This is a genomic window from Bradyrhizobium sp. Unk1 (assembly GCF_059512345.1).
In genome coordinates, this window is record NZ_JCAMOP010000047.1 from 1 (window position 1) to 18,660 (window position 18,660).

General features: G+C 61.4%; 19 protein-coding genes and 1 tRNA gene. 4 read left to right on the plus strand and 16 right to left on the minus strand.

Going from position 1 to position 18,660, the window contains the following annotated elements:
- The first annotated feature begins 139 nt into the window (after nucleotides 1-139).
- Together AC5ZFO_RS39160 and AC5ZFO_RS39165 are read left to right on the plus strand one after the other, a co-directional pair.
- Nucleotides 140-862, plus strand: a complete 723-nt coding sequence (locus tag AC5ZFO_RS39160) for an SOS response-associated peptidase (protein WP_496123533.1) — start codon at nucleotides 140-142, stop codon at nucleotides 860-862.
- 126 nt (nucleotides 863-988) lie between these two features.
- Nucleotides 989-1,249, plus strand: a complete 261-nt coding sequence (locus AC5ZFO_RS39165) for a hypothetical protein (RefSeq protein ID WP_496123521.1) — start codon at nucleotides 989-991, stop codon at nucleotides 1,247-1,249.
- Nucleotides 1,250-1,302: 53 nt separating this feature from the next.
- On the opposite strand, the gene AC5ZFO_RS39170 is transcribed toward AC5ZFO_RS39165, so the two are convergent.
- The 16 genes from AC5ZFO_RS39170 to AC5ZFO_RS39245 form a co-directional block, all read right to left on the minus strand.
- Nucleotides 1,303-1,788 carry a hypothetical protein gene (locus tag AC5ZFO_RS39170; protein WP_496123522.1) on the minus strand — a complete coding sequence of 162 codons (486 nt, stop codon included), beginning with the start codon at nucleotides 1,786-1,788 and terminating at the stop codon, nucleotides 1,303-1,305.
- Between the two features lie 283 nt (nucleotides 1,789-2,071).
- Nucleotides 2,072-2,335 carry a GlsB/YeaQ/YmgE family stress response membrane protein gene (locus AC5ZFO_RS39175; protein ID WP_496123523.1) on the minus strand — a complete coding sequence of 88 codons (264 nt, stop codon included), beginning with the start codon at nucleotides 2,333-2,335 and terminating at the stop codon, nucleotides 2,072-2,074.
- A 25-nt stretch (nucleotides 2,336-2,360) separates the two neighbouring features.
- Entirely contained in the window at nucleotides 2,361-2,822 is a 462-nt protein-coding gene (locus tag AC5ZFO_RS39180) for a YidB family protein (protein WP_496123524.1), read from the minus strand.
- Nucleotides 2,823-2,893: 71 nt separating this feature from the next.
- Nucleotides 2,894-3,514, minus strand: a complete 621-nt coding sequence (locus AC5ZFO_RS39185) for a hypothetical protein (protein ID WP_496123525.1) — start codon at nucleotides 3,512-3,514, stop codon at nucleotides 2,894-2,896.
- A 36-nt stretch (nucleotides 3,515-3,550) separates the two neighbouring features.
- On the minus strand, nucleotides 3,551-3,871 hold the full coding sequence (locus AC5ZFO_RS39190; RefSeq protein ID WP_496123526.1) for a hypothetical protein: 321 nt from the start codon (nucleotides 3,869-3,871) through the stop codon (nucleotides 3,551-3,553).
- Nucleotides 3,872-4,033: 162 nt separating this feature from the next.
- Nucleotides 4,034-4,168, minus strand: coding sequence for a hypothetical protein (locus AC5ZFO_RS39195; protein ID WP_496123527.1), 135 nt, complete (start codon nucleotides 4,166-4,168; stop codon nucleotides 4,034-4,036).
- Between the two features lie 335 nt (nucleotides 4,169-4,503).
- Complete coding sequence (locus AC5ZFO_RS39200) at nucleotides 4,504-5,682, minus strand: sensor histidine kinase (RefSeq protein ID WP_496123528.1); 1,179 nt, start codon at nucleotides 5,680-5,682, stop codon at nucleotides 4,504-4,506.
- 3,298 nt (nucleotides 5,683-8,980) lie between these two features.
- Nucleotides 8,981-11,158 (minus strand): AAA family ATPase, encoded by a 2,178-nt coding sequence (locus tag AC5ZFO_RS39205; RefSeq protein WP_496123529.1) that lies wholly within the window; start codon nucleotides 11,156-11,158, stop codon nucleotides 8,981-8,983.
- Between the two features lie 302 nt (nucleotides 11,159-11,460).
- Entirely contained in the window at nucleotides 11,461-11,667 is a 207-nt protein-coding gene (locus AC5ZFO_RS39210) for a helix-turn-helix transcriptional regulator (protein ID WP_354114333.1), read from the minus strand.
- A gap of 349 nt (nucleotides 11,668-12,016) precedes the next feature.
- Nucleotides 12,017-12,094: transfer RNA gene (locus AC5ZFO_RS39215), tRNA-Pro, on the minus strand.
- A gap of 110 nt (nucleotides 12,095-12,204) precedes the next feature.
- Complete coding sequence (locus AC5ZFO_RS39220; RefSeq protein WP_282525136.1) at nucleotides 12,205-12,789, minus strand: MerR family transcriptional regulator; 585 nt, start codon at nucleotides 12,787-12,789, stop codon at nucleotides 12,205-12,207.
- Nucleotides 12,790-12,813: 24 nt separating this feature from the next.
- The gene (locus AC5ZFO_RS39225; protein WP_028152484.1) at nucleotides 12,814-13,155 is read right to left on the minus strand and encodes an integration host factor subunit alpha; all 342 of its coding nucleotides are present in this window, start codon (nucleotides 13,153-13,155) and stop codon (nucleotides 12,814-12,816) included.
- Nucleotides 13,156-13,287: 132 nt separating this feature from the next.
- Complete coding sequence (locus tag AC5ZFO_RS39230) at nucleotides 13,288-14,268, minus strand: beta-ketoacyl-ACP synthase III (protein ID WP_282525135.1); 981 nt, start codon at nucleotides 14,266-14,268, stop codon at nucleotides 13,288-13,290.
- Entirely contained in the window at nucleotides 14,265-15,326 is a 1,062-nt protein-coding gene (gene plsX / locus AC5ZFO_RS39235) for a phosphate acyltransferase PlsX (RefSeq protein ID WP_282525134.1), read from the minus strand. The genes AC5ZFO_RS39230 and plsX overlap by 4 nt, the downstream gene beginning before the upstream one ends.
- A 297-nt stretch (nucleotides 15,327-15,623) precedes the next feature.
- The gene (locus AC5ZFO_RS39240; RefSeq protein ID WP_282525133.1) at nucleotides 15,624-16,193 is read right to left on the minus strand and encodes a YceD family protein; all 570 of its coding nucleotides are present in this window, start codon (nucleotides 16,191-16,193) and stop codon (nucleotides 15,624-15,626) included.
- Nucleotides 16,190-16,753 (minus strand): ubiquinol-cytochrome C chaperone family protein, encoded by a 564-nt coding sequence (locus tag AC5ZFO_RS39245; RefSeq protein ID WP_282525132.1) that lies wholly within the window; start codon nucleotides 16,751-16,753, stop codon nucleotides 16,190-16,192. The genes AC5ZFO_RS39240 and AC5ZFO_RS39245 overlap by 4 nt, the downstream gene beginning before the upstream one ends.
- 98 nt (nucleotides 16,754-16,851) lie before the next feature.
- Between AC5ZFO_RS39245 and AC5ZFO_RS39250 the strand changes: the two genes are divergently transcribed.
- Together AC5ZFO_RS39250 and AC5ZFO_RS39255 are read left to right on the plus strand one after the other, a co-directional pair.
- Nucleotides 16,852-17,337, plus strand: a complete 486-nt coding sequence (locus AC5ZFO_RS39250) for an outer membrane protein assembly factor BamE (RefSeq protein WP_063982860.1) — start codon at nucleotides 16,852-16,854, stop codon at nucleotides 17,335-17,337.
- Nucleotides 17,338-17,454: 117 nt separating this feature from the next.
- The gene (locus tag AC5ZFO_RS39255) at nucleotides 17,455-18,468 is read left to right on the plus strand and encodes a Bug family tripartite tricarboxylate transporter substrate binding protein (RefSeq protein WP_496123530.1); all 1,014 of its coding nucleotides are present in this window, start codon (nucleotides 17,455-17,457) and stop codon (nucleotides 18,466-18,468) included.
- The last annotated feature ends 192 nt before the right edge of the window (nucleotides 18,469-18,660 follow it).

The following is an 18,660-nucleotide window of genomic DNA, read 5'->3' on the forward strand; positions in this document are numbered from 1 at the left end:
CTGCAGCAAGAGAGCTCACCTCGGATCGCCGTTGGCAGAAAGCCATTGACAGAGGAACCATCATGTGAGGCCGGACATCTGATAGCAAGCGATCTGGCCAAAAGTCTGCTACAATCCTGACAAGTGGGGGGCCGTCCACATCTGCAATCTTTACTCGATCACCACCAATCAAGCCGCCATCAGCGCGCTGTTCCGCGTGGTCAACCGATACGTCGGCAACCTGGCACCGATGCCTGGGGTCTTTCCTGACTACAAAGCGCCGATCGTCCGGAACGGCATCGATGGCCGCGAGCTCGCGACCGCGCGCTGGGGCATGCCGTCGTCATCGAAGGCGCTGATGGATGCCACGAAAAAGCGCGCCGCGAAGCTACAGGCCAAGGGCAAGGAAGTCGATTTCAAGGAATTGCTGCGAATGGAACCCGACGGCGGCACAACCAACATCCGCAACGTGAAGAGCAAACATTGGACGCGGTGGCTGGGTCCGGAGAATCGCTGCGTGGTCCCGTTCAATTCGTTCAGCGAGTTCAACAAGGCCGAAGGGGGCGACATCTGGTTCGCGCTCGACGAGACACGCCCGCTTGCGTGTTTCGCCGGCATCTGGACCAATTGGACGTCGGTCCGGAAGGTCAAGGAGGGCGAGACCACGAACGACCTCTACGCGTTCCTGACTACAGGGCCGAACGCCGAGGTCGGCACCATCCACCCCAAGGCAATGCCGGTAATCCTGACGACCCCGGAAGAGCTCGAGACCTGGATCACCGCGCCTACGGACGAAGCCCTGAAGCTGCATCGGTCTCTTCCGGACGGGGCGCTGCGCATCGTCGCACGCGGCGTGAAGGAAGATGCCGCGACGACCCCTTAGGGTTCTTCACAGATCCGCGGAACGGGGGGACAAGCCAGAGCCTCGGCATTTTTGAATCCCTGCCCCGTGCTAATCGCCAGGAACGCGCAAGCGGTCGGAAGGATTCGTCTTGGTAGGAGCTGTTTGATGCCGATGACGAAAGAAAGGCCGCGGAGCCGGACGCTGCGATGCTGGGCGATCGACGTGCTGCAGGAGGCCGGCGCTATCCACGAATGCGAAGAGCACGGCTGGGCGAAGGACCGAGCCGACCCGCACGCGCGCGAACGCGCTCTCGATCATGCCCGCCAGAATCCGCCGGACGAGGTCTCCCCGGACGAAGCTGTCACCGAAGTCCGAAGCGTCCTGGATTCGATCGGCGAAACGTGTCCTGAGTGTCCGCCCGACTGACAAGGGCGGCAGGCAGTTCGCCTGAATACAATGACCGCCGCTTTTTCAAACATCTATCTGCCCCGGAGCGACAGGCTAATGCGCGTGACGATCCCGTCCCAATCGCGCTCTTCGCTGGCGGGATAATTGATCAGGACGCAGTGAACCATACGACCCGAAAAGTTGCACCTGTCGTAGAAAACCTTGTCGCCCTTGTAGCTCGATACCGCGAAGAAGCGCGACGTCACGCGCTTGTACTGGATGCGCGAAGGCGGATTCTTCTTGGCGAGAAAGACGGCCGGCGAGTCGTTGGAGAGGTTGGGCGCGGCTTGGATCGTGAGGTCGGCTCGGCCGTCTGCGGTCCTGAAGCGCTGTCCCTCACCATCCGGTCTGCCGGCGTCCTCGGTGAAGATCGAGGCGGGAAAATCGACAGAAGTGCCGGTCGCCGGGATCGTATAGGTGGTCCATCTCACAGGTTGGGCAGATGTCGTCGACGTCGATATCGCGAAGGCCAAAGAAACCGCGACCGCTCGCGTTACTGGATTTCCCGATCTGCTCATACGGTCGCCTCCGCCAAACCTTGATGGGAAAAAGGCGGCAACGCGAAGTACGTTCCAGGCGGGGTTCGAATTCCCTCCGGATCACTCCGTTCGTTCCGGGGGAGAGCCACGACAGAGCGGCCTCGACCGTCCCATGCCTCGAAAGCGTGGTGTGGTGCTTTCGTATCTGTTCCTCTGCGGCAAGGCATCGGCGAACTTGTCGAAGACCAAGTCGGTGTTGACCGGTGTCATGCCTCCAAGAGAACGAGCATCCATCTAATCTTGCCGATCGCCTTTTCTGTGGCTAGATAGCCCGGCGACTTCTGCCGGCTACCAGCCCGTAGACGAACAACACGATGATGGCGCCGACGACTGCGCCCACCAGCCCCGCCCCTTCACCGGGCCGGTACCAGCCTAGAGCCTGACCAAGATAAGTCCCTACGAACGCCCCAATGATTCCAAGGATCGTGGTCAAGATAAAACCCGCCGGCTCGTTGTCGCCGGGCATGATCAATTTAGCGATGACACCTGCGACGAAGCCGATGATGATCGTCCAAATGATGCCCATCTCTCTTCCAACGCTTGTGATGCCGTTATCCAGCCGACCGTGCGGGAAGTCGTCCGTCGGGCGTATATTTGTCCACGGCTGCCGGAAGCTCGCGGGACAATCGGCCGAGGATCTCCTGCCGCGACAGGCCGGTCTGCTGCTCCAGTTGTTGCAGAACGTCCGGACCGATAGCCTGCTCGAGTTCGGGAGGGGTGACCTCCCGGTTCGGCCCCTGATTGATCCAAGATTGAGCGGCGTCACCTTGGCCGTTCTGCTTGAAGTGCTCCAGCAACTCGCCGATCCCGCCGTTCAGCAGCGATCCCACGCCACCGCCACCGATCAGGCCACCAAGATTGCCGAGCATGCCGCTCAGGGAATCCTTGCCGCTGCTCGCCGGCTGACCGGAGGTAGCGTTGCGGAACATGTCCGCCAACTTGTCCCGATTTTGGTAGCCGGCGAGGGCGAGCATACCCAAGAGGGCGGTCATCGATGGCATTCCGCGGCTCATGTTCGGCTCCTAGATCTGGGATGTCGCGCGCAACAAAAAAGGCGACCCGCCTGGGCGGGCCGCCGACTGACTTACCGTACGCCGGTGCCGTAGAGTTGGCGCTCCCTGCGCACCTCGTCCGCACCGTAAGGCTGGGCGGACGGATCGTAATTCTTCCACCCCGCCTTCTGCCAGGCCGCGCTGCGGTCGCGCAGATTGACAGCGGATTGGTTCAGGATCGCTTCGTACCGCGCGCGATCACCATCGGGGACGCGGGCCGATACCAGAGTGCCGCCGCGCCTTACGCCTTCGGCATAGAGGGGCGCTTCCTCGTCGGAAACCCCGGCCTGCGTCAGCGCACCGACGACACCGCCCGTGGCACCCCCTGCAGCGGCGCCCAGTGCAGTCGACGCGAGCCACCCCGCCGCGACGACCGGGCCCAAGCCCGGGATCGCCAACAGCCCAAGGCCTGCGAGCAAGCCTGCGGCGCCGCCGAGGCCCGCGCCGAGGCCGGCTCCCGTAGCCGCACCTTCGGCGCGATCGTCGACTCCATCGCGGTCGCGATCGACCTTCTTGTCGGTGCTGTACCAGTTGTCCGAGTTGTTGGCGACGATGCTCAAATCCGAATGCGGCACACCGGCCGCCTCCAGGCTCGTCACTGCGCGTTGCGCGTCGGAATAGTTGTCATAGAGACGTGAAATCGTAACGGTCATATCGAATCCTTCTTGGGTTCGTTGCTGCGCGCTCGGTCACTTGGCCGCGTTCACGTTGCCTTGGAAATCCAGGCTGACGTTGGTAGAGGCGCCGCCCTTGCTGGCCTTCCCGCGCCACACGCCGTTATCGTCCTTCTTCAGGGACATGACGTTGGTGTAGCCCGCTTCCTCGATCTTCGATTTGGCCTGGCCTTCGGTGAAGCTGTTGGCACCTGCTACCGGCTTGTTAGAATTATTCTGGCCGGAGCTGTTAACCGCGTTGTTGTTCGGCCGATCGGTTGCCGGGGGATTTTGCGCAAACGACGGACTGGCCAGAAACGAAGCAGCCGCCAGCAACAGAACAAACTTTTTATTCATATCGTCCTCCAGTAGTGGACCGGCACAACATATCCCGACCTGAGAAGTTCCAATTTTTCCCGACTCGAGGAGGTGACCTGAATGGGGTCTTTCTGCCTCTTAGCAACGGGTCGCGCGGGCACCAGGACCATCGCCGGAAGATTCCGTGCGCCGATGCCGGACTCACCCGAACAACCGCGCGACGAACAACTGCGGAGATGCGACGTTCGAGATGAATAACATCCGGCACAGCGAACCCCGCGCTGTGGGCTCGATCCGCACGTCGGCATCTGTCGGCTTCACGTTGACAACGGCCATCTGTCCGCTCCCTTTGGATTTGGGAATCCACAACTCCGAAACAGGTCCTTGGTTCTAATTTCAGAATGGGGACCGGTGACGCAACCCTTTGTCGTCAAAGGGATTGGAGGCGCTGTGAAACGGAGTGCGCGGAAGTCCACGTTGACACTATTGGCAATAGCAGTACTCGCAGCGAGGGCGGGTTATCTGCTGGTCGGCGGCGAGGATTCCGGCGCCGTGCGCGCCGAGTCCAGCGCCCCACCGAGACAGCGGCCGAGCGCGCCGGCGCCCGCAATTTGTTGCGTACCGCTGTCGGATGATCCCCGAAAGCGTGTGGTCATCTGAGCACTGGCCCATCAGCTCATAAGTGGAAAGGTAAGCGTTGTGACAGTACCACGGCTGTCACTCGCGCTTTCGATGGTTCCTCCGATTTGTCTAGCGAGGGACGCGCTCAGCTTGAGTCCAGATCCATTGCTGTAAGCGTTCTGCATGCCTCGGCCATTGTCGGAAATCGTCAAACGGGCTTCGCCGTATCCGACGCCTCCTACCAAGCTCACAGTGATTCTGCCGCCGCCCGTGCCGAAGGCATGCTTTATGCTGTTCGTAGCGGTCTCATTCAGGATCAAGCCGACCGATAAGGCCCTGTCGATATTCATTTCCAGCTCATCGCACTCGACATCGAGCTCAACTTCCTCGACCTGCTGCCTGATCGCGCTACAAAGCGCTCGAATGTAGTGCGAAAGTCTGACGATCTGGCCGTCTTGACGAGGCGCAAGCTGGTCATGTGCAAGCGAGATCGCACTGATCCTGCTCGCAACGTGATTCAGCGCCCGATGAACCTCCGCGCTGTCGGTACGATTTTTCTGAATTGAAATAGAGGATAGAATGATCTGAAAATTGTTTTTGACGCGATGCTGCATCTCGCGGAGCAGAATTTCGCGTTTATGAGCTTCCGCTACAGCAGCCAGCAGGCGCTCTCGTTCAATGGGTCCTGTGTTGTGACTCAACACAGTGCCCATCAGGGTGGCTGCAGCGCTCAAGAATTCCGTAGTATCTTCGCTGAAATCTCGCAGCGTGGTGCTATCGACCTCTAACACGCCCCATGCCGCACCTCGGATCAGCACAGGCACGTTGCTCAGCGAGACAATGCCGTGCTGCTTTAAAAACTCGGACCTAACGTATCCATCTTGTTCGCTAAAATCTACGATGGTGACCGGCTCCGCTGTTTGGAAAGCTCGCCCCGGCGGCGAGCGCAGGTCAACGGAGAATGCAGCGCTGCGGACGGCACCCTCTTTCCAGCCGATACCTGCCACTAGCAGGAGATCGGAAGTCTCGGGACGATATCGAAGGACCTTTACGTGATCTATCTCTACAGCCCGGGCGATCTGAACGACGGCCTTGTCCAAAAAACGATCTATCTCGATGCTCTCTGCCGAAAGACGCCCGATATCGACCAATATGCGGATGTGCCGTCGGAGCTGTTCCAGCTTTTCGCCGTTCCTAGTGCCGGTAGTGTCGGTCGATCGTTCTTCCATGCTAGCCTAACGACGTCAGGACTGAATGGTGCCAAACCACGGGCATTGTTCGCCCGCTTAAATGCGAATGGACGAACGTCCGGGGTTCGACTGGAACGACTCGCGGTCCTGAAGCCCATACCTAAAAACCGGCCTGGCTCAGCTTTTGAAATTCGAGCGGTTCCTCTTAGCCGCGACGCGATCCGCTTCAGCTCCTCGCAATCCACCCACGTCAAAGAGGGGCGTTAAGGTCGATGATGACGATGTCGTGGTCATGGAAGGCCCGGACCTTGTGCCTTGTGCGCTCGTGATCGAACTCTTACCGGCCGGGTGAACCGGATAGTTCGGGGGGAGCGCTCCTGCGACCATGGAGCGTCAGGATAGGGTAGGCTCGAACGTGCCAACGGCGCCGCACCGGCTTGGGCCCCACTGCCGGGAACGGGAGGCTATCCGAAGCCGTCCGGCCGACGGCGCATTGGTGAACTCCTTGCAAGCGATCCTCAAGCAGTAAAGAGCCTTGAAAGCGTCGAGCTGGAGAGCGCTGGTAAGGAAATTCCGTCAGTACTTCGGAAAAAATTGCGGACGAACCGTTCTTTTGTTGGGAAAATGCAAGCGTACTTCAAGACACATGCCGAATTAGGCGTTTTGTACGTGTTCTCTGTGTAACTGCGACCACACGCTCAAGCTTAGGAAGGGTGGGACTTTCACAATTTCATTAGGTCACGAGTATTCAAGCCGAGGGCGACGAGAAAGTCCTCCGTCTCCACGAAATTAGCCGGATCCAAGCCGCGGCCGCTCGCGGCAGCCGGTATCATCTCCTCGGCGCCCCCCAAACAACGCGCCGATGTCCTCCGCGCGGAGATCCAAGGAGACGGCTCCGGGTCGATCGGGTCGATTGCGAGTGGCTTCAGAAGGATCTCTTCTTCGACTACGGAGCGGGAGCGCTGATCTCCGCACACTTTCACACGGCGTGGACCTCTCGTCAGGTGCGTTACTAGATAATGCAACCTCAGATACCTCATGTTCTGAATTGCAGATGCGCGAATTTTTGGATTGGCCCGGTCGTTGTCGGCGACGATGGGAGGGATTGATACAACCCCTCCCCGGTCCACGCGCTTCAGGTCCTAAGCGGGATTGGTCGACGGCACATAGCCGCCTCAATCCTGCGGCGCGCGGCTAGATTGTTCGTATTGGCGTTAGGGGCGCGCGCACTAAAAACTCGCCGAGCAAGCGGGATTTGCCGAGATCGATACCTCTTGAAGCTCGACTATGATCGGCGGTTATTAGGCCGCATGCAGCTGACGCCAAGCCGGATTAAGGACGCCAGCCGAAATCGGCTCCAGTTTGCACGTCACGTCGGGATCAGCATCCCTACATGTCAATACGGTCCCACCCCCGGGCGGGGACGCGTGTCCACAAAAAAAGCAGGCCGCTAGTTCAGAAACTTCACAGCGAGACGGCGCCCATCACGCCATACAACCGAGCAATCAATATCTAGGCCAGCACTTGGAACGCGCAGGCCAAAAGCCTCGGGCACGAAAGGCGCATTATCGATTTGGACTATCGCAGAGGATTCCGTGAGGTGGCGAACCTTGCACCGCACGGGGCTACCGTCGACCAATATCTGTGCAGCATAGACATTGCGTCGCCGCTCGTTCGCCACGTCTCGCCGCCTCCGCCGTTATAGCGCGGAGGATATTGATCGGCGATTCCAGTCTCAAATGAGGCTAGAGCATGGTTTCATTTGCTAAGCCGCGAGCCTTTTCTCCAGCGTGGCCAACGCCGCTAGCGCGTTGTCCTGTGCCGTGACCGCCCGTCGCTCGCCCGCCTTGCCATTGCCCCAACCATTCGCCACGGCGATCTCACGTGCGGTGTCGCCGTCCAGCGAGCGCTCCAACACATCGCAGTGATCGCCAAGCGCAGCCGCAACACGGGGGCATCAAGGCCGGCGAGAATGGCGTCTTCAGGGCCGACGAAACACGCCTCTGAGGCACAGGCGTTCCGGCGAACCCTTCCGGCCATGAACTGCACACCGCTGGCGATGCCGACCATGTGGCGCGTCACCCGACACGCTGGGTATAAGCCGGCGTTAGCCCACGCCTCGTCGAAGCTGTAGAACCCGCTCACGCCGAGCCGCTGCAAGAGCGCGATATAGCTGCAGGGCCTCCCAGTGCCTTTGTAGGCGGCGCTCGGAAGCTGGCCTGTGGCGGGTAGTGCCAGGTGGCGGGCGGCATCCTCCTGCATGTCGACCTCAGAGCGGGGGCGTTTGCCACGCTCATGTCGGTAGTGTGGCTCCGCAGAGTGCCAACGCCCGTCTCCGCCGAGCCATTGATCAATACGGCCATCCTTGAAGCGGATACGCTGCCCGGTTGCCCGGTCGATATCGGCCAGGCTGACAGGCCCTTACGGGCGCGCAACGATGGCGTCCTGAAGGGCCAGCCTCAGCAGTTCATCGGGCGACGGGCGCACCTCCAGGCGCAGGTCGGCGCTATAGCCGCTAGGCAGGTTGTCGTTTGCCGGTTCTGGCTTAGATGGTCTGGCGTAATCTTGCAGTAGGCGCAAATCAGAGCGCCTTCCGGCGCTAGGCGGGACTCGATTGGGGTGCGATGCATGGATTGTCTCGTAACGTGACGGTCTGGCACCTGTCGGGCTTTTGGCGTGGCCGGTTTCCGGCTGCACTCAGGGGGAAAACAATTTAAAAACCTGCGGGATTTAACGTGCGACTGTGCGGCCGGAAGTTGAGGCCCACGGTGGAGAGATCGAGATGGCCCCTACCCCCGCCTTGTCATAGCCCTGCGCTTCCGCAGCAACTTTTCCGCCATCCGAGGCGCATACTGTCCCGCAAAGAGGGCGACTGAGCGCGGTGGGTTGCGGGGGTAGCCGGTGCGGATTCTAGCCATGCACGGCGGCTGCAAGGTCGGTGAAGTCGGCGACCTGAATGGGGCCGTTGTCGTTTGCTGGTTTATACACGTGTTGTGCACCCTTGAAGGGTTTCGTTTTTTGCCGCTTCAGCGGTCTTGGCGTGGCCGGCTGCCGGCTGCACACTTCCCCGTGTTTGGGTTTTGGTTCTGCACGCGTGAAAGTCCGCCTTGGGGCGCCAGGTCCCTGAGTGGACGGCGGGAGGGATCGAGGTGACCTCTGCCCTATGGCACGTCGTACCGTACAGCGTGCCCCCCAGAGAAATAGAGGGTACGTACGAATAGATTTTCTCCCAATGACGGGGTGTGTAAAACACACACCCCGTCATAGTATTTGGTTTTATGTTTGCGCGTCCTGCACGGCGTACGCACACAAACTATTGTTTTATATAATTTTTTTATTAGTCCGTACCGTAGCGCCCGCGGGCAGGTACGGCCGACGTATGCTTCCGCCGGCCTGACGAAACGACGTTCGCAGCGCTCTGCCGTGCCGCGTTCTCAGCGTGCAGTACGCGCGCGGCTTCGGGGGCTGCTTGCTCGCCCTTTTTGGTAAGTGACCAAACACCAAGGTCATACTGTATCATCTGCGCCTTCTTGAGACGGTCCGTCACGGTCTGTGCCTTGCGCTTGGCTGCGTCGTCATCGCCCCACTTCAGGAATTCCGCCAAGTCGCGCAGGCTGCGTTTGCCATTGGCGCGAATAGCAATAAGCATCTCCTGGTCCTCTTTCATGGCAGCAGCCGCTCGCGCGGAAAGCTCGCCGTCACTTACAGTTCTCGCCATGACGGTGGGAATCTGCCTGCCACGACTATCCACAAGGGTCGGAACGCGGATCTCGGGAAGGTCGAACGTGATACGAGCAAATTCGGGGCCTCGGAATTTGCCCTGCCAATGAAGTTCGGATGTGCGCTCGCCCTTCTTTGCTAGAGCGAGATTGCCGTCCACCTCATTCAGGAACGCCCCGCCGCCACGCGGCAGAAGGTTGCCTTCGCTTGCATTCTTAATAGGGTGGCTCGCTGCGATGACGGCGGGTCTGCACTCCATACGCGTCAGGGAGCGAAGAAGTCGCGCGTAGGCCCCCATTTCCACGTTGCTATTCTCGTCGGTGCCGGGGAAGTAGGCTGCCGTGGTGTCGACGAATATCGTATCAACACCGCCAAGGGCGATGACGTCCTGCTCGATGCGTTCGGCGAACTCCGGGATCGAAAACACGCCCTCAATAAAGTGGACATCAACGTCGTCTGGATTCAGACCTGACTCGTGGCACAATCCAATCCAGCGCATCCGTACGTCATCCGGGTTTTCGCCCGCGAAATACAGAACCCGACCACGCTTAACACCTTGCCCGGATAACGGCTCACCTCGTGCGATACACGAAGTCATCAGTAGAGCTACGGCCGTCTTGCCGGCGCCGGTCTGCCCTGTAATCGAATAGAGGAATCCAGATTGAATAATGCCGTCTATCAAATAATCCGGCGGAACAAACCCGCGCACGAACTCCCCTGACGACATGATGCCGGGGAACGCGTCCCCGGTGTCCTCGTCATCGTCTACACCAACATTCCCGGCATCCCTTTTCTTCAGCAGCGCGTCAGGGCTAACCGCGTGCGTGCCGTCGTCTGGCTCGCCAACGCGCTCCCTCAACCAATCCACCGCTTCGTGCGATTGCAGCCTTCGACACACTCCAACCAGATCGATGGGCGAATATCCGCGGTTGTTATCCGCATAATCGCAGATGCCCTCCGGCTGGATATTTAGAGCGCGCCCACGTTTCTTTGCCGTCGAACTATTCGACGGACGGAAACTCGCAACCGCGTGGTAGCCGGCGTGATATCGCTTCAGCTCTTCAAGACCCAGCTGGGGCACCCAAGTGTCAAGATAGTCATAGGCACGCTGGTTGAGTGCCGACCACGGATGGTCAGACCATGCGTGCACCGGCTTCTCATTGTCATTGGCTGGGGCTTTACTGCCGTGCTTTATGAGCGTCCCGTGTCCCGAAAGGTACGCCTCGGCGCTGGCGAGCATCGCGTCAATGTCATCGACGTGGATCTCAGGAAGCTCGACGAACGGCGTTTCGGCCGGCGAACCGTTGAACCACTCGTAATTGCGGCCGGTTTCGGGATGTGTGCCGTAGGCCACGAATTGTTGCCCGGCGCCCAGCACCTCGACCTGGCATTTTTGGCCGTCGATCAAATACGCGCCGGTTGCTACCTTTCCGCGCGGACTGTCGCTGCGGAATACATAACAGCGCTTTGGTGCTTTCCCGATGCGATACGGCGCGGCTGCGAGACCCGGAAGTTTCGCGACCATTGCAAGAATGGCATCTGATGTTGCTTGGTCTGGCGTATCGACGTCTATAGCGACGACAGAGCCAGTAAGAACGCCGGTGTTATGACCGTGCGGGTACAACCGCGCCAGGCCCTCCATCTGCTCTGCTGACCACTTTGAGTTTGACCAGCCCAGGCCACAGGCCTTCTTCCCACTGCAGGGAACGACTCGGTATCCCTGCGCGATTAGGCCGCGGCGCAGATGTACGATGGCCTCGGTGGGGTCAGTGGAAGTCTTAGCTGCGGTTTGCATCGGTCGGAAGCTCCAAGAGTTTCGCAAGGGCAAGATCAGAAATCGCGCGGTTGAACTGCTCGCCAAAAGCGGCAGTTCGCTCGCTGAAGGCATTGGGCGCAACGGTCCAGGACCTCTCACCTGGGCGCTGCCGCGGAGCGAGGTTGTAGAGTTTGAGGTGGTCATTTAGTTCGAGGTCAAAACGCGCGAGCGTCGTCGAGCCCGGTAGGCGGGTTCGGATTGCTAATTTTCGCAATGTGAAGTCCCCTCTAAGGGGTTGCGCCACTGGCGCGGGTGCTCTCGGCTAAAGGGCCGATCGAGCGTTAGGCGGCTTGGGTGCCGCTCTTTGAATTGTCGTTGGCTACGGTGCAGGACCGCGCCCACTCATCAAGCGCCTCGGTTGAATAAACGACTGCCTTGCCGAACCGCATAAACGCGGGACCGTTGGTCCCGTAGCAGCGCGCTTTGTCGAGAAAGGATTTCGAGACGCCGAGATATTCGGCTGCCTCCCTAACCCTGATGTTCGCCATCGGTTGCCCCCTATGGTTGGCGGTGGAGGCAAATTGATATCAAATGAGATTAGAACAAATGCGGCACAAACCGTACGTACAATCGATTTGTAACAAACTGTTACCAAAAAACACGCCGTTCTACGCGTGCTGATCGACGAGAACCTGGCGCTCAGAATTATCTCCGGCCGAGAAGGCGCTACACATCAAGCGTCGAAAAGAGATTTGGGAGGATCTGCAGCGAGACAGGGTCAAAGAGAATAGTGGGAGAATTTCTCCCACTATTGCCGGTACCAGCAGTCGCTGGCTACAAAGCGGCTACAAATTTTATAGCCATTCTCCAGATTGCCGGCTAAGTCTTTGATTTCATTGGTCGGAGCGAGAGGATTTGAACCTCCGACCCCTAGTCTCCCAGACTAGTGCGCTAACCGGGCTGCGCCACGCTCCGAACGTCGTTCCATTAGCTAGGATCGCCGCTTTGCGCAAGGCGAGGTCGCAGCATTTTGGCGCTCGCGCCCACAGCTCCCGGAACTGCCGGCAAAGCTCGCGAAAAGCGCCCTAGCCGTCCTTCAGCGCCTGATCCAGCATCTCCCGGCACGCGACGAGGTCGGCGAGCACCCGTCCGAGCCGCTCCCGGTCCAGCGCGCTGGGCCCGGCAGGTGCGGCGGGGGTGCCGCCCTTGCGGAAGGTGGTGAGGATGTCCTCGTCGTCGACCTCCGTGAAACGGAAGTCGATGCCTTCCTCCTCATCGCCCTGGTAGTCGTCTTCATCAGCATCCGTGACGCCCTTGATGGGCGCCTCGTCGTCGTCGTCGGGCTCCATCAGGCTCGCGCCGATGGCATCCTCGATGGCCCCGAACGAGACCGCGGCCGCGCCGTCGGCGAGGCCCTGCACCGACTTGACGCCGTGCTCCTTGAGGATGCGCTGCACCCCGCGGATGGTGTAGCCCTCCCCGTAGAGCAGGCGGCGGATGCCCTTGAGCAGGTCGACGTCGTCGGGGCGGTAGTAGCGGCGGCCGCCGCTGCGCTTCATCGGCTTGATCTGGGAGAATCGGGTCTCCCAGAACCGCAGCACGTGCTGCGGAATGTCGAGTTCCTGCGCTACTTCGCTGATGGTTCGGAACGCATCCGGCGCCTTGTCCAAATGCCAAATCCTTCGAGCAGGCGGTTACGCCTCGGGTTGAGCCTTGCTGGCGTCGCCATTGCCGCGATGCTGGGTGTTGATCCGCTGCTTCAGGATCGCCGACGGCTTGAACACCATGACGCGGCGCGGCGAGATCGGCACCTCGGTGCCGGTCTTCGGGTTACGGCCGATACGCTGACCCTTCTTGCGGACCATGAAGGAGCCGAAAGAGGACAATTTCACCGTCTCGCCCTTCTCGAGGCAGTCGGTGATCTCCTTCAGGACGAGTTCCACGAACGCAGACGATTCCGTGCGCGACAGGCCCACCTTCTGGTAGACGGCCTCGCAGAGATCAACACGCGTTACGGTTTTGCTTTGGTCGGTCATCGCCCTGCCCCACATCACGGCGAACAATTGTTGTCTGAAATTATGAGGTTACGATACGCCGGTCAACAGCGCTCATCAATGCAGGCGCATCGATAATCGCGGCTAATTCCGGCAAAATTCTATCGATTGGCTCTACCAGCGCACCAGCGCGGAGCCCCAGGTGAACCCGCCGCCCATCGCCTCCAGCAAAACCATGTCGCCGCGCTTGATGCGGCCGTCCTTGCGCGCCACCGACAGCGCCAGCGGGATCGAGGCCGCCGAGGTGTTGCCGTGGCGGTCCACCGTCAGCACCACCTTCTCCGGCGCGATGTGCAGCTTGTGGGCGGAGGCGTCGATGATTCGCTTGTTGGCCTGATGCGGCACGAACCAGTCGATGCTGTCGGCATTGAGCCCGGTGGTCTCGAAGGCGTCGACGATCACGTCGGTGATCATGCCGACCGCGTGCTTGAAGACCTCGCGGCCCTCCATGCGCAGATGGCCGACGGTCTGGGTCGAGGACGGACCGCCGTCGACGAACAGCTTTGCCTTGTGGCGGCCGTCGGAGCGCAGGTGAGTGGTCACGACGCCGCGGTCGGTCGCGGCATTGCCCGGCTGCTCCTGTGCCTCCAGCACCACCGCGCCGGCACCGTCGCCGAACAGCACGCAGGTACCGCGATCGTTCCAGTCGAGGATGCGCGAGAAGGTCTCGGCGCCGATCACCAGCGCGCGCTTGAAGGCGCCGGTGCGCAGGAAATTGTCGGCGGTGGCGAGCGCGAACACGAAGCCCGAGCACACCGCCTGGAGATCGAACGCCGCGCCATGGTTGATGCCGAGCGCGTGCTGCACCGCGACCGCGGTTGCGGGGAAGGTGTTGTCAGGCGTCGAGGTCGCCAGCACGATCAGCTCGATCGACTGCGCGTCCACGCCGGCGTCGCTGAGCGCAGCCTGCGCCGCCTTGATCGCCAGATGCGAGGTGAACTCGCCCTCGGCCGCGATATGCCGCTCGCGAATGCCGGTGCGCTGCACGATCCACTCGTCGGACGTGTCGATGCGGGCCGCCAGCTGGGCGTTGGTCACCACCTGCTCCGGCAGATAAGAGCCGCAGCCCAGCACGACCGAACGAATTTGAGTCACGAAACATCCTCCGGCGCGGTCTGCACGGAACTAAGTGCACCACCCTCGCGGTTGAGCATCTGATTGATCTTGTTCAGGAGATCGTAGTGAGCCATCTCATAGCCAACATCGATCGCATAGGCAAAGCCTTCGGCGCTGATTCCGCCATGGCTCTTGACCACGATCCCCTTCAATCCAAGGAACACGCCGCCATTGGACTTGTTGGGATCCATCTTGTCGCGCAGGGCCTGGAAGGCGCTGCGCGCCAGAAGATAGCCGAGCTTGGACAGCCAGCTCCGCTGCATTTCATTGCGAAGTAATTCCGCCATCTGCCGTGCGGTTCCCTCGGCGGCCTTGAGGGCGATATTGCCGCTGAAGCCTTCGGTGACGATGACGTCGGCCAGCCCCTTGCCGATGCCGTCGCCCTCGACAAAGCCGAGATAATCGAGTTCCGGCAGGTTCACCGCACGCAGCCTGTCCCCGGCCTCGCGGATCTCCTCGTGCCCCTTGATCTCCTCGGTCCCGATATTGAGCAGGCCGACCGTGGGCCGGGGCTTGTTGAACAGCACGCTCGCCATCGCGGCGCCCATGACGGCAAGCGAGACCAGATGGTGTGCGTCGCCGCCGATGGTGGCACCGAGGTCGAGCACGACCGATTCGCCGCGCTTGGTCGGCCATACCCCGGCAATCGCCGGGCGGTCGATGCCCGGCAGCGTGCGCAGGTGGAAGCGCGACATCGCCATCAGCGCGCCGGTATTCCCGGCGGAGATCACGACATCCGCCTCGCCCTTCTTCACCGCGTCGATGGCGAGCCACATCGAGGAGGTCTTGCGGCCGCGCCGCAGCGCCTGGCTCGGCTTGTCATGCATGCTGACGGCGACGTCGGTATGGATGATCTTCGAAGCGGCCTTGAGGGCGGGATGCTTCTCGAGCTCGGGCTCGATCTTGGCGCGGTCCCCGACCAGCAGGAATTCGATCTCGCGATGCCTGTGAAGCGAGATGGCGGCGCCTGGAATGACCACGGCGGCGCCGACGTCGCCCCCCATGGCGTCAAGCGCGATGCGAACCTTGCTTGGCATAAAAGTCCTGGAAACCTGGTCTGGTGCGGTCTTGAACGAGCGGGGCCGCAAATGAATTCGCCATGGACCTGGCGACCGGCCTAGCGCCACGCCGCGCCCGGACCGGGGCGCGACAATAGCGTTTTGTTATCCCGAAACAACCTCTTGCCCCCAGCCTTTTGCATTCGGGGCGATCCGCGGGCGGCGGCGAAAATTCACAATAAGCATATTAAAATCAAACAGATATGGGCACCTGTCAAACCATTCGGACAGGCGGCTTACGCACCTCGCGAAGCCATCCTCCCCGGGAATGCCCAGCTATTTGCCTTTCTTCTTGTCCTGGAGCGCCTTCAGCGCCGCGAACGGATGGTCCTCGGGGTCAAGCGCGGTGACCTCGGCCTCGAACACGACACCCGGCTTGCGCGGATAGGGATCGACCGCCAGGAACAGCGCGTCGGTCGCGATCCGGCCAAGGTCGATGATTCCATTGACGATCGCCTCCGGCGGATCGATCACTTCCGGCGGCTCCGCGTCGTCCTGCCCCTCCTCGATCAGGTCGGCCATCTTCCGAACCTCGGCTTCGGGGGCGAACACCAGATCGACGTCCTCCTCGATCTCGCTCTCGATCGGATCGAGGGTGACGACGCAGATCTGGCCGATCCGGGCGCGGACGTGCCCCGTTACCTGGATCCGGCCGCCGCTCTTGGGCACGACGTCGAAAGCAGCCTGGGCGGAGAGCACCTCCCGCAAGCCGCCGACCTCGGCGATGGCCTGCCGCTCGGCGACCGATGCCTCGAGCTTGCGGTGCAGGCCGGTGTCGGGGATCTGCGCGACGATGACGGGAGACCGCCAGGGATCGGGTCTGGATTCGGCGTTCGGTCGGCTCATCGCGTGATGTCCTCAGTGAGCGCTGGGGGATACTTGAAGGAGGCGCACAGCAACGTGGCCTCGTCTGTCCGGCCGAGATCGGCCTCGGTGGCCCGGGCGTAGGCCGCGAGCTGCCGTGCCTGGTCCATACCGGTCCCATTCAGGATATTCTTGCAGATGGCGGCCGCCAGCGCCTCGCCGCCACCATCGATGGCCTGGTCATAGGCCTGGACGCGGCCGTAAAACGCCTCGCCGAAGGCCCGCATCCGCTTCGGCACGGTCTGGTCGCCTATCCCCATCTCGCGAAGATTGTCGTCCATGTCCTCGCAGAAGCGGTCGAACAGCGCCTGTGACAGCTCCGTGGCGCCTTGGCTGGCGCTCTGGACCGTGCGCAGGCGTCGCAGCAGCAGCCAGAGATGCAGCAGCAGCAGGTCGAAACGCCCGTTAACCGTATCGGGCACGCCCAAGTCGCGGTAAAATATGGGTTCTCGCGCCTGCGTCACGATCATGCCATAGATGGCTTCAATGGTGCCGCGCGGGGCTTGCCGGGGTTTCCTGAAGTGATTGAACGGCCAAACCATTGTGGGTTCCGCAAGCGGGCGTGTGCGTGTTGCAATTGCAGTCTCCGCCCGGTACTTCAGCGCCTCGCGCGACGCAAGGGGACGGAATCAGTTCCACTATGACGATAACGAACCAGACCAGCCTGCGCGCCAACAAGCCGCGCGGCCTTCATGCACGCTGGCGCGGTTTGCGCATGCTCGCGGCCGTCGCCCTGGTCGGCGCCGCCCTTGCCGGCTGCACCGGCGAGCAATTCCAGAAGGGTTACATCCTGCCACCCGGCGCGCTGGAGCAAATTCCGATCGGCGCAAGCCAGGACCAGGTGCTGATCGTGATGGGCACGCCCTCCACGGTCGCAACCCTCGACGGTGAGGTGTTTTACTACATCTCACAGCGCTCGGAGCGGATGGTCGCCTTCATGAACCAGAGGGTGGTCGACCAGCGCGTCATCGCGGTCTATTTCGACAAGAACCGGCGCGTGCGCCGGCTGGCGAATTACGGCCTTCAGGACGGCAAAATCTTCGACTTCATCAGCCGGACCACGGCGACGTCGGGTCAGGAGATGAACTACCTCACGCCACTGTTCAAGCTGCTCAGCTTTAACTGAGTCTTCAGCCTGCGGCCTCGTGCTGCCCTCCGCGCGGCACTTGCCGTCGCGTGCGACTTGCCGTTGCCCGCCCGGTTCCATACGCTCCCTGCAAAACAAGAAGCAGGGAGTGGATTCGTGCCCAAGAAACTTCAAAGGACTTTGTTGTCCCGCCGTCGCGTGCTCGCCGGTGCTGCCGGCCTCTCGGCCGCCGCGATCCTGCCGCGATCGAGTCTGGCGGACTGGAAACCCACCGAAAACGTCCGCATCATCGTGCCGGCTGCGGCCGGCGGCTCGACCGACGTCATGGGCCGGCTCCTGGCCGCGCATCTGCAAACCGCCTGGGGCCAGTCGGCGGTCGTGGAGAACCGCTCCGGCGGCGGCGGTACGATCGGCACGGCCGAGGCCGTCCGCGCCAAGCCTGACGGCCAGACCATCCTGATCGGCAACCCCGGGCCGAACGCGATCGCCTACAGCATCTTCAAGAATCTCACCTACAAGCCGGACCAGCTCCAGCCGGTCTCCAACATGATCCGGATCCCGAACATCGTCTCGGCGCATCCGAAGACCGGCATCAAGTCGGTCGCCGAGCTGATCGCGTATCTGAAGACCAACCCGGACAAGCTCAGCTACGCCTCGTCCGGCGTCGGCCAAAGCCCTCACCTCACCGGCGCCTGGTTCCTCCAGCTCACCGGACTGAAGATGACGCATATCCCGTTCCGTGGCGCGGGCCCCGCGCTCCAGGCCGCGCTGGCCGGCGACATCCAGATCCTGTTCGACAATCTCTATCCGAGCCTGCCGCAGGTGCAGAACGGCACCCTCACCGGCCTCTGCGTCACCACGACCGACCGCAGCGACCTCGCGCCGAACCTGCCGACCATGCGCGAGAGCGCGCCGGAGCTGGCCAATTTCGACGTGTCGTCGTGGTTCTCGGTGTTCCTGCCGAAGGGTGTGCAGCCCACCGTGCTGGAAGCGCTCAATCTTCAGGTCAAGGCGATGCTGGAGCGCGACGACATCAAGAAAAACATCTCCGCCATGGGCGCCCGCGCCGATTACGGCTCGCCGCAGCAGTTCGCCGACTTCGTGGATGCCGAGACGAAGAAGTTCGCCGGCATCATCCAGAAGGAAGGCCTGCAGATGGACGTGCAGTAGGCGTTCGCGTGAGACGTTGGCGCGGGGGGTAGCGGCTGCACGCACTGCTGTCGTTCCCCGCGAAGGCGGGGAATCCAGTACGCCGCGGCTTCTCCGCATAACGGTGCTGTCTCTGGAATACTGGATCGCCCGCCTTCTCGGGCGATGACAGCTTGGGTGTGGCTACCCTCGCAATGACGTGGTGAGAGCCTC

What these genes read in the sequence shown, in the direction of transcription:
- AC5ZFO_RS39165 (WP_496123521.1), top strand. Translation starts at nt 989, where the DNA reads ATGCCGATGACGAAAGAAAGGCCGCGGAGCCGGACGCTGCGATGCTGG.
- AC5ZFO_RS39170 (WP_496123522.1), bottom strand. Translation starts at nt 1,788, where the DNA reads ATGAGCAGATCGGGAAATCCAGTAACGCGAGCGGTCGCGGTTTCTTTG.
- AC5ZFO_RS39175 (WP_496123523.1), bottom strand. Translation starts at nt 2,335, where the DNA reads ATGGGCATCATTTGGACGATCATCATCGGCTTCGTCGCAGGTGTCATC.
- AC5ZFO_RS39180 (WP_496123524.1), bottom strand. Translation starts at nt 2,822, where the DNA reads ATGAGCCGCGGAATGCCATCGATGACCGCCCTCTTGGGTATGCTCGCC.
- AC5ZFO_RS39185 (WP_496123525.1), bottom strand. Translation starts at nt 3,514, where the DNA reads ATGACCGTTACGATTTCACGTCTCTATGACAACTATTCCGACGCGCAA.
- AC5ZFO_RS39190 (WP_496123526.1), bottom strand. Translation starts at nt 3,871, where the DNA reads ATGAATAAAAAGTTTGTTCTGTTGCTGGCGGCTGCTTCGTTTCTGGCC.
- AC5ZFO_RS39195 (WP_496123527.1), bottom strand. Translation starts at nt 4,168, where the DNA reads ATGGCCGTTGTCAACGTGAAGCCGACAGATGCCGACGTGCGGATCGAG.
- AC5ZFO_RS39200 (WP_496123528.1), bottom strand. Translation starts at nt 5,682, where the DNA reads ATGGAAGAACGATCGACCGACACTACCGGCACTAGGAACGGCGAAAAG.
- AC5ZFO_RS39205 (WP_496123529.1), bottom strand. Translation starts at nt 11,158, where the DNA reads ATGCAAACCGCAGCTAAGACTTCCACTGACCCCACCGAGGCCATCGTA.
- AC5ZFO_RS39210 (WP_354114333.1), bottom strand. Translation starts at nt 11,667, where the DNA reads ATGGCGAACATCAGGGTTAGGGAGGCAGCCGAATATCTCGGCGTCTCG.
- AC5ZFO_RS39225 (WP_028152484.1), bottom strand. Translation starts at nt 13,155, where the DNA reads ATGACCGACCAAAGCAAAACCGTAACGCGTGTTGATCTCTGCGAGGCC.
- plsX (WP_282525134.1), bottom strand. Translation starts at nt 15,326, where the DNA reads ATGCCAAGCAAGGTTCGCATCGCGCTTGACGCCATGGGGGGCGACGTC.
- AC5ZFO_RS39240 (WP_282525133.1), bottom strand. Translation starts at nt 16,193, where the DNA reads ATGAGCCGACCGAACGCCGAATCCAGACCCGATCCCTGGCGGTCTCCC.
- AC5ZFO_RS39245 (WP_282525132.1), bottom strand. Translation starts at nt 16,753, where the DNA reads ATGGTTTGGCCGTTCAATCACTTCAGGAAACCCCGGCAAGCCCCGCGC.
- AC5ZFO_RS39250 (WP_063982860.1), top strand. Translation starts at nt 16,852, where the DNA reads ATGACGATAACGAACCAGACCAGCCTGCGCGCCAACAAGCCGCGCGGC.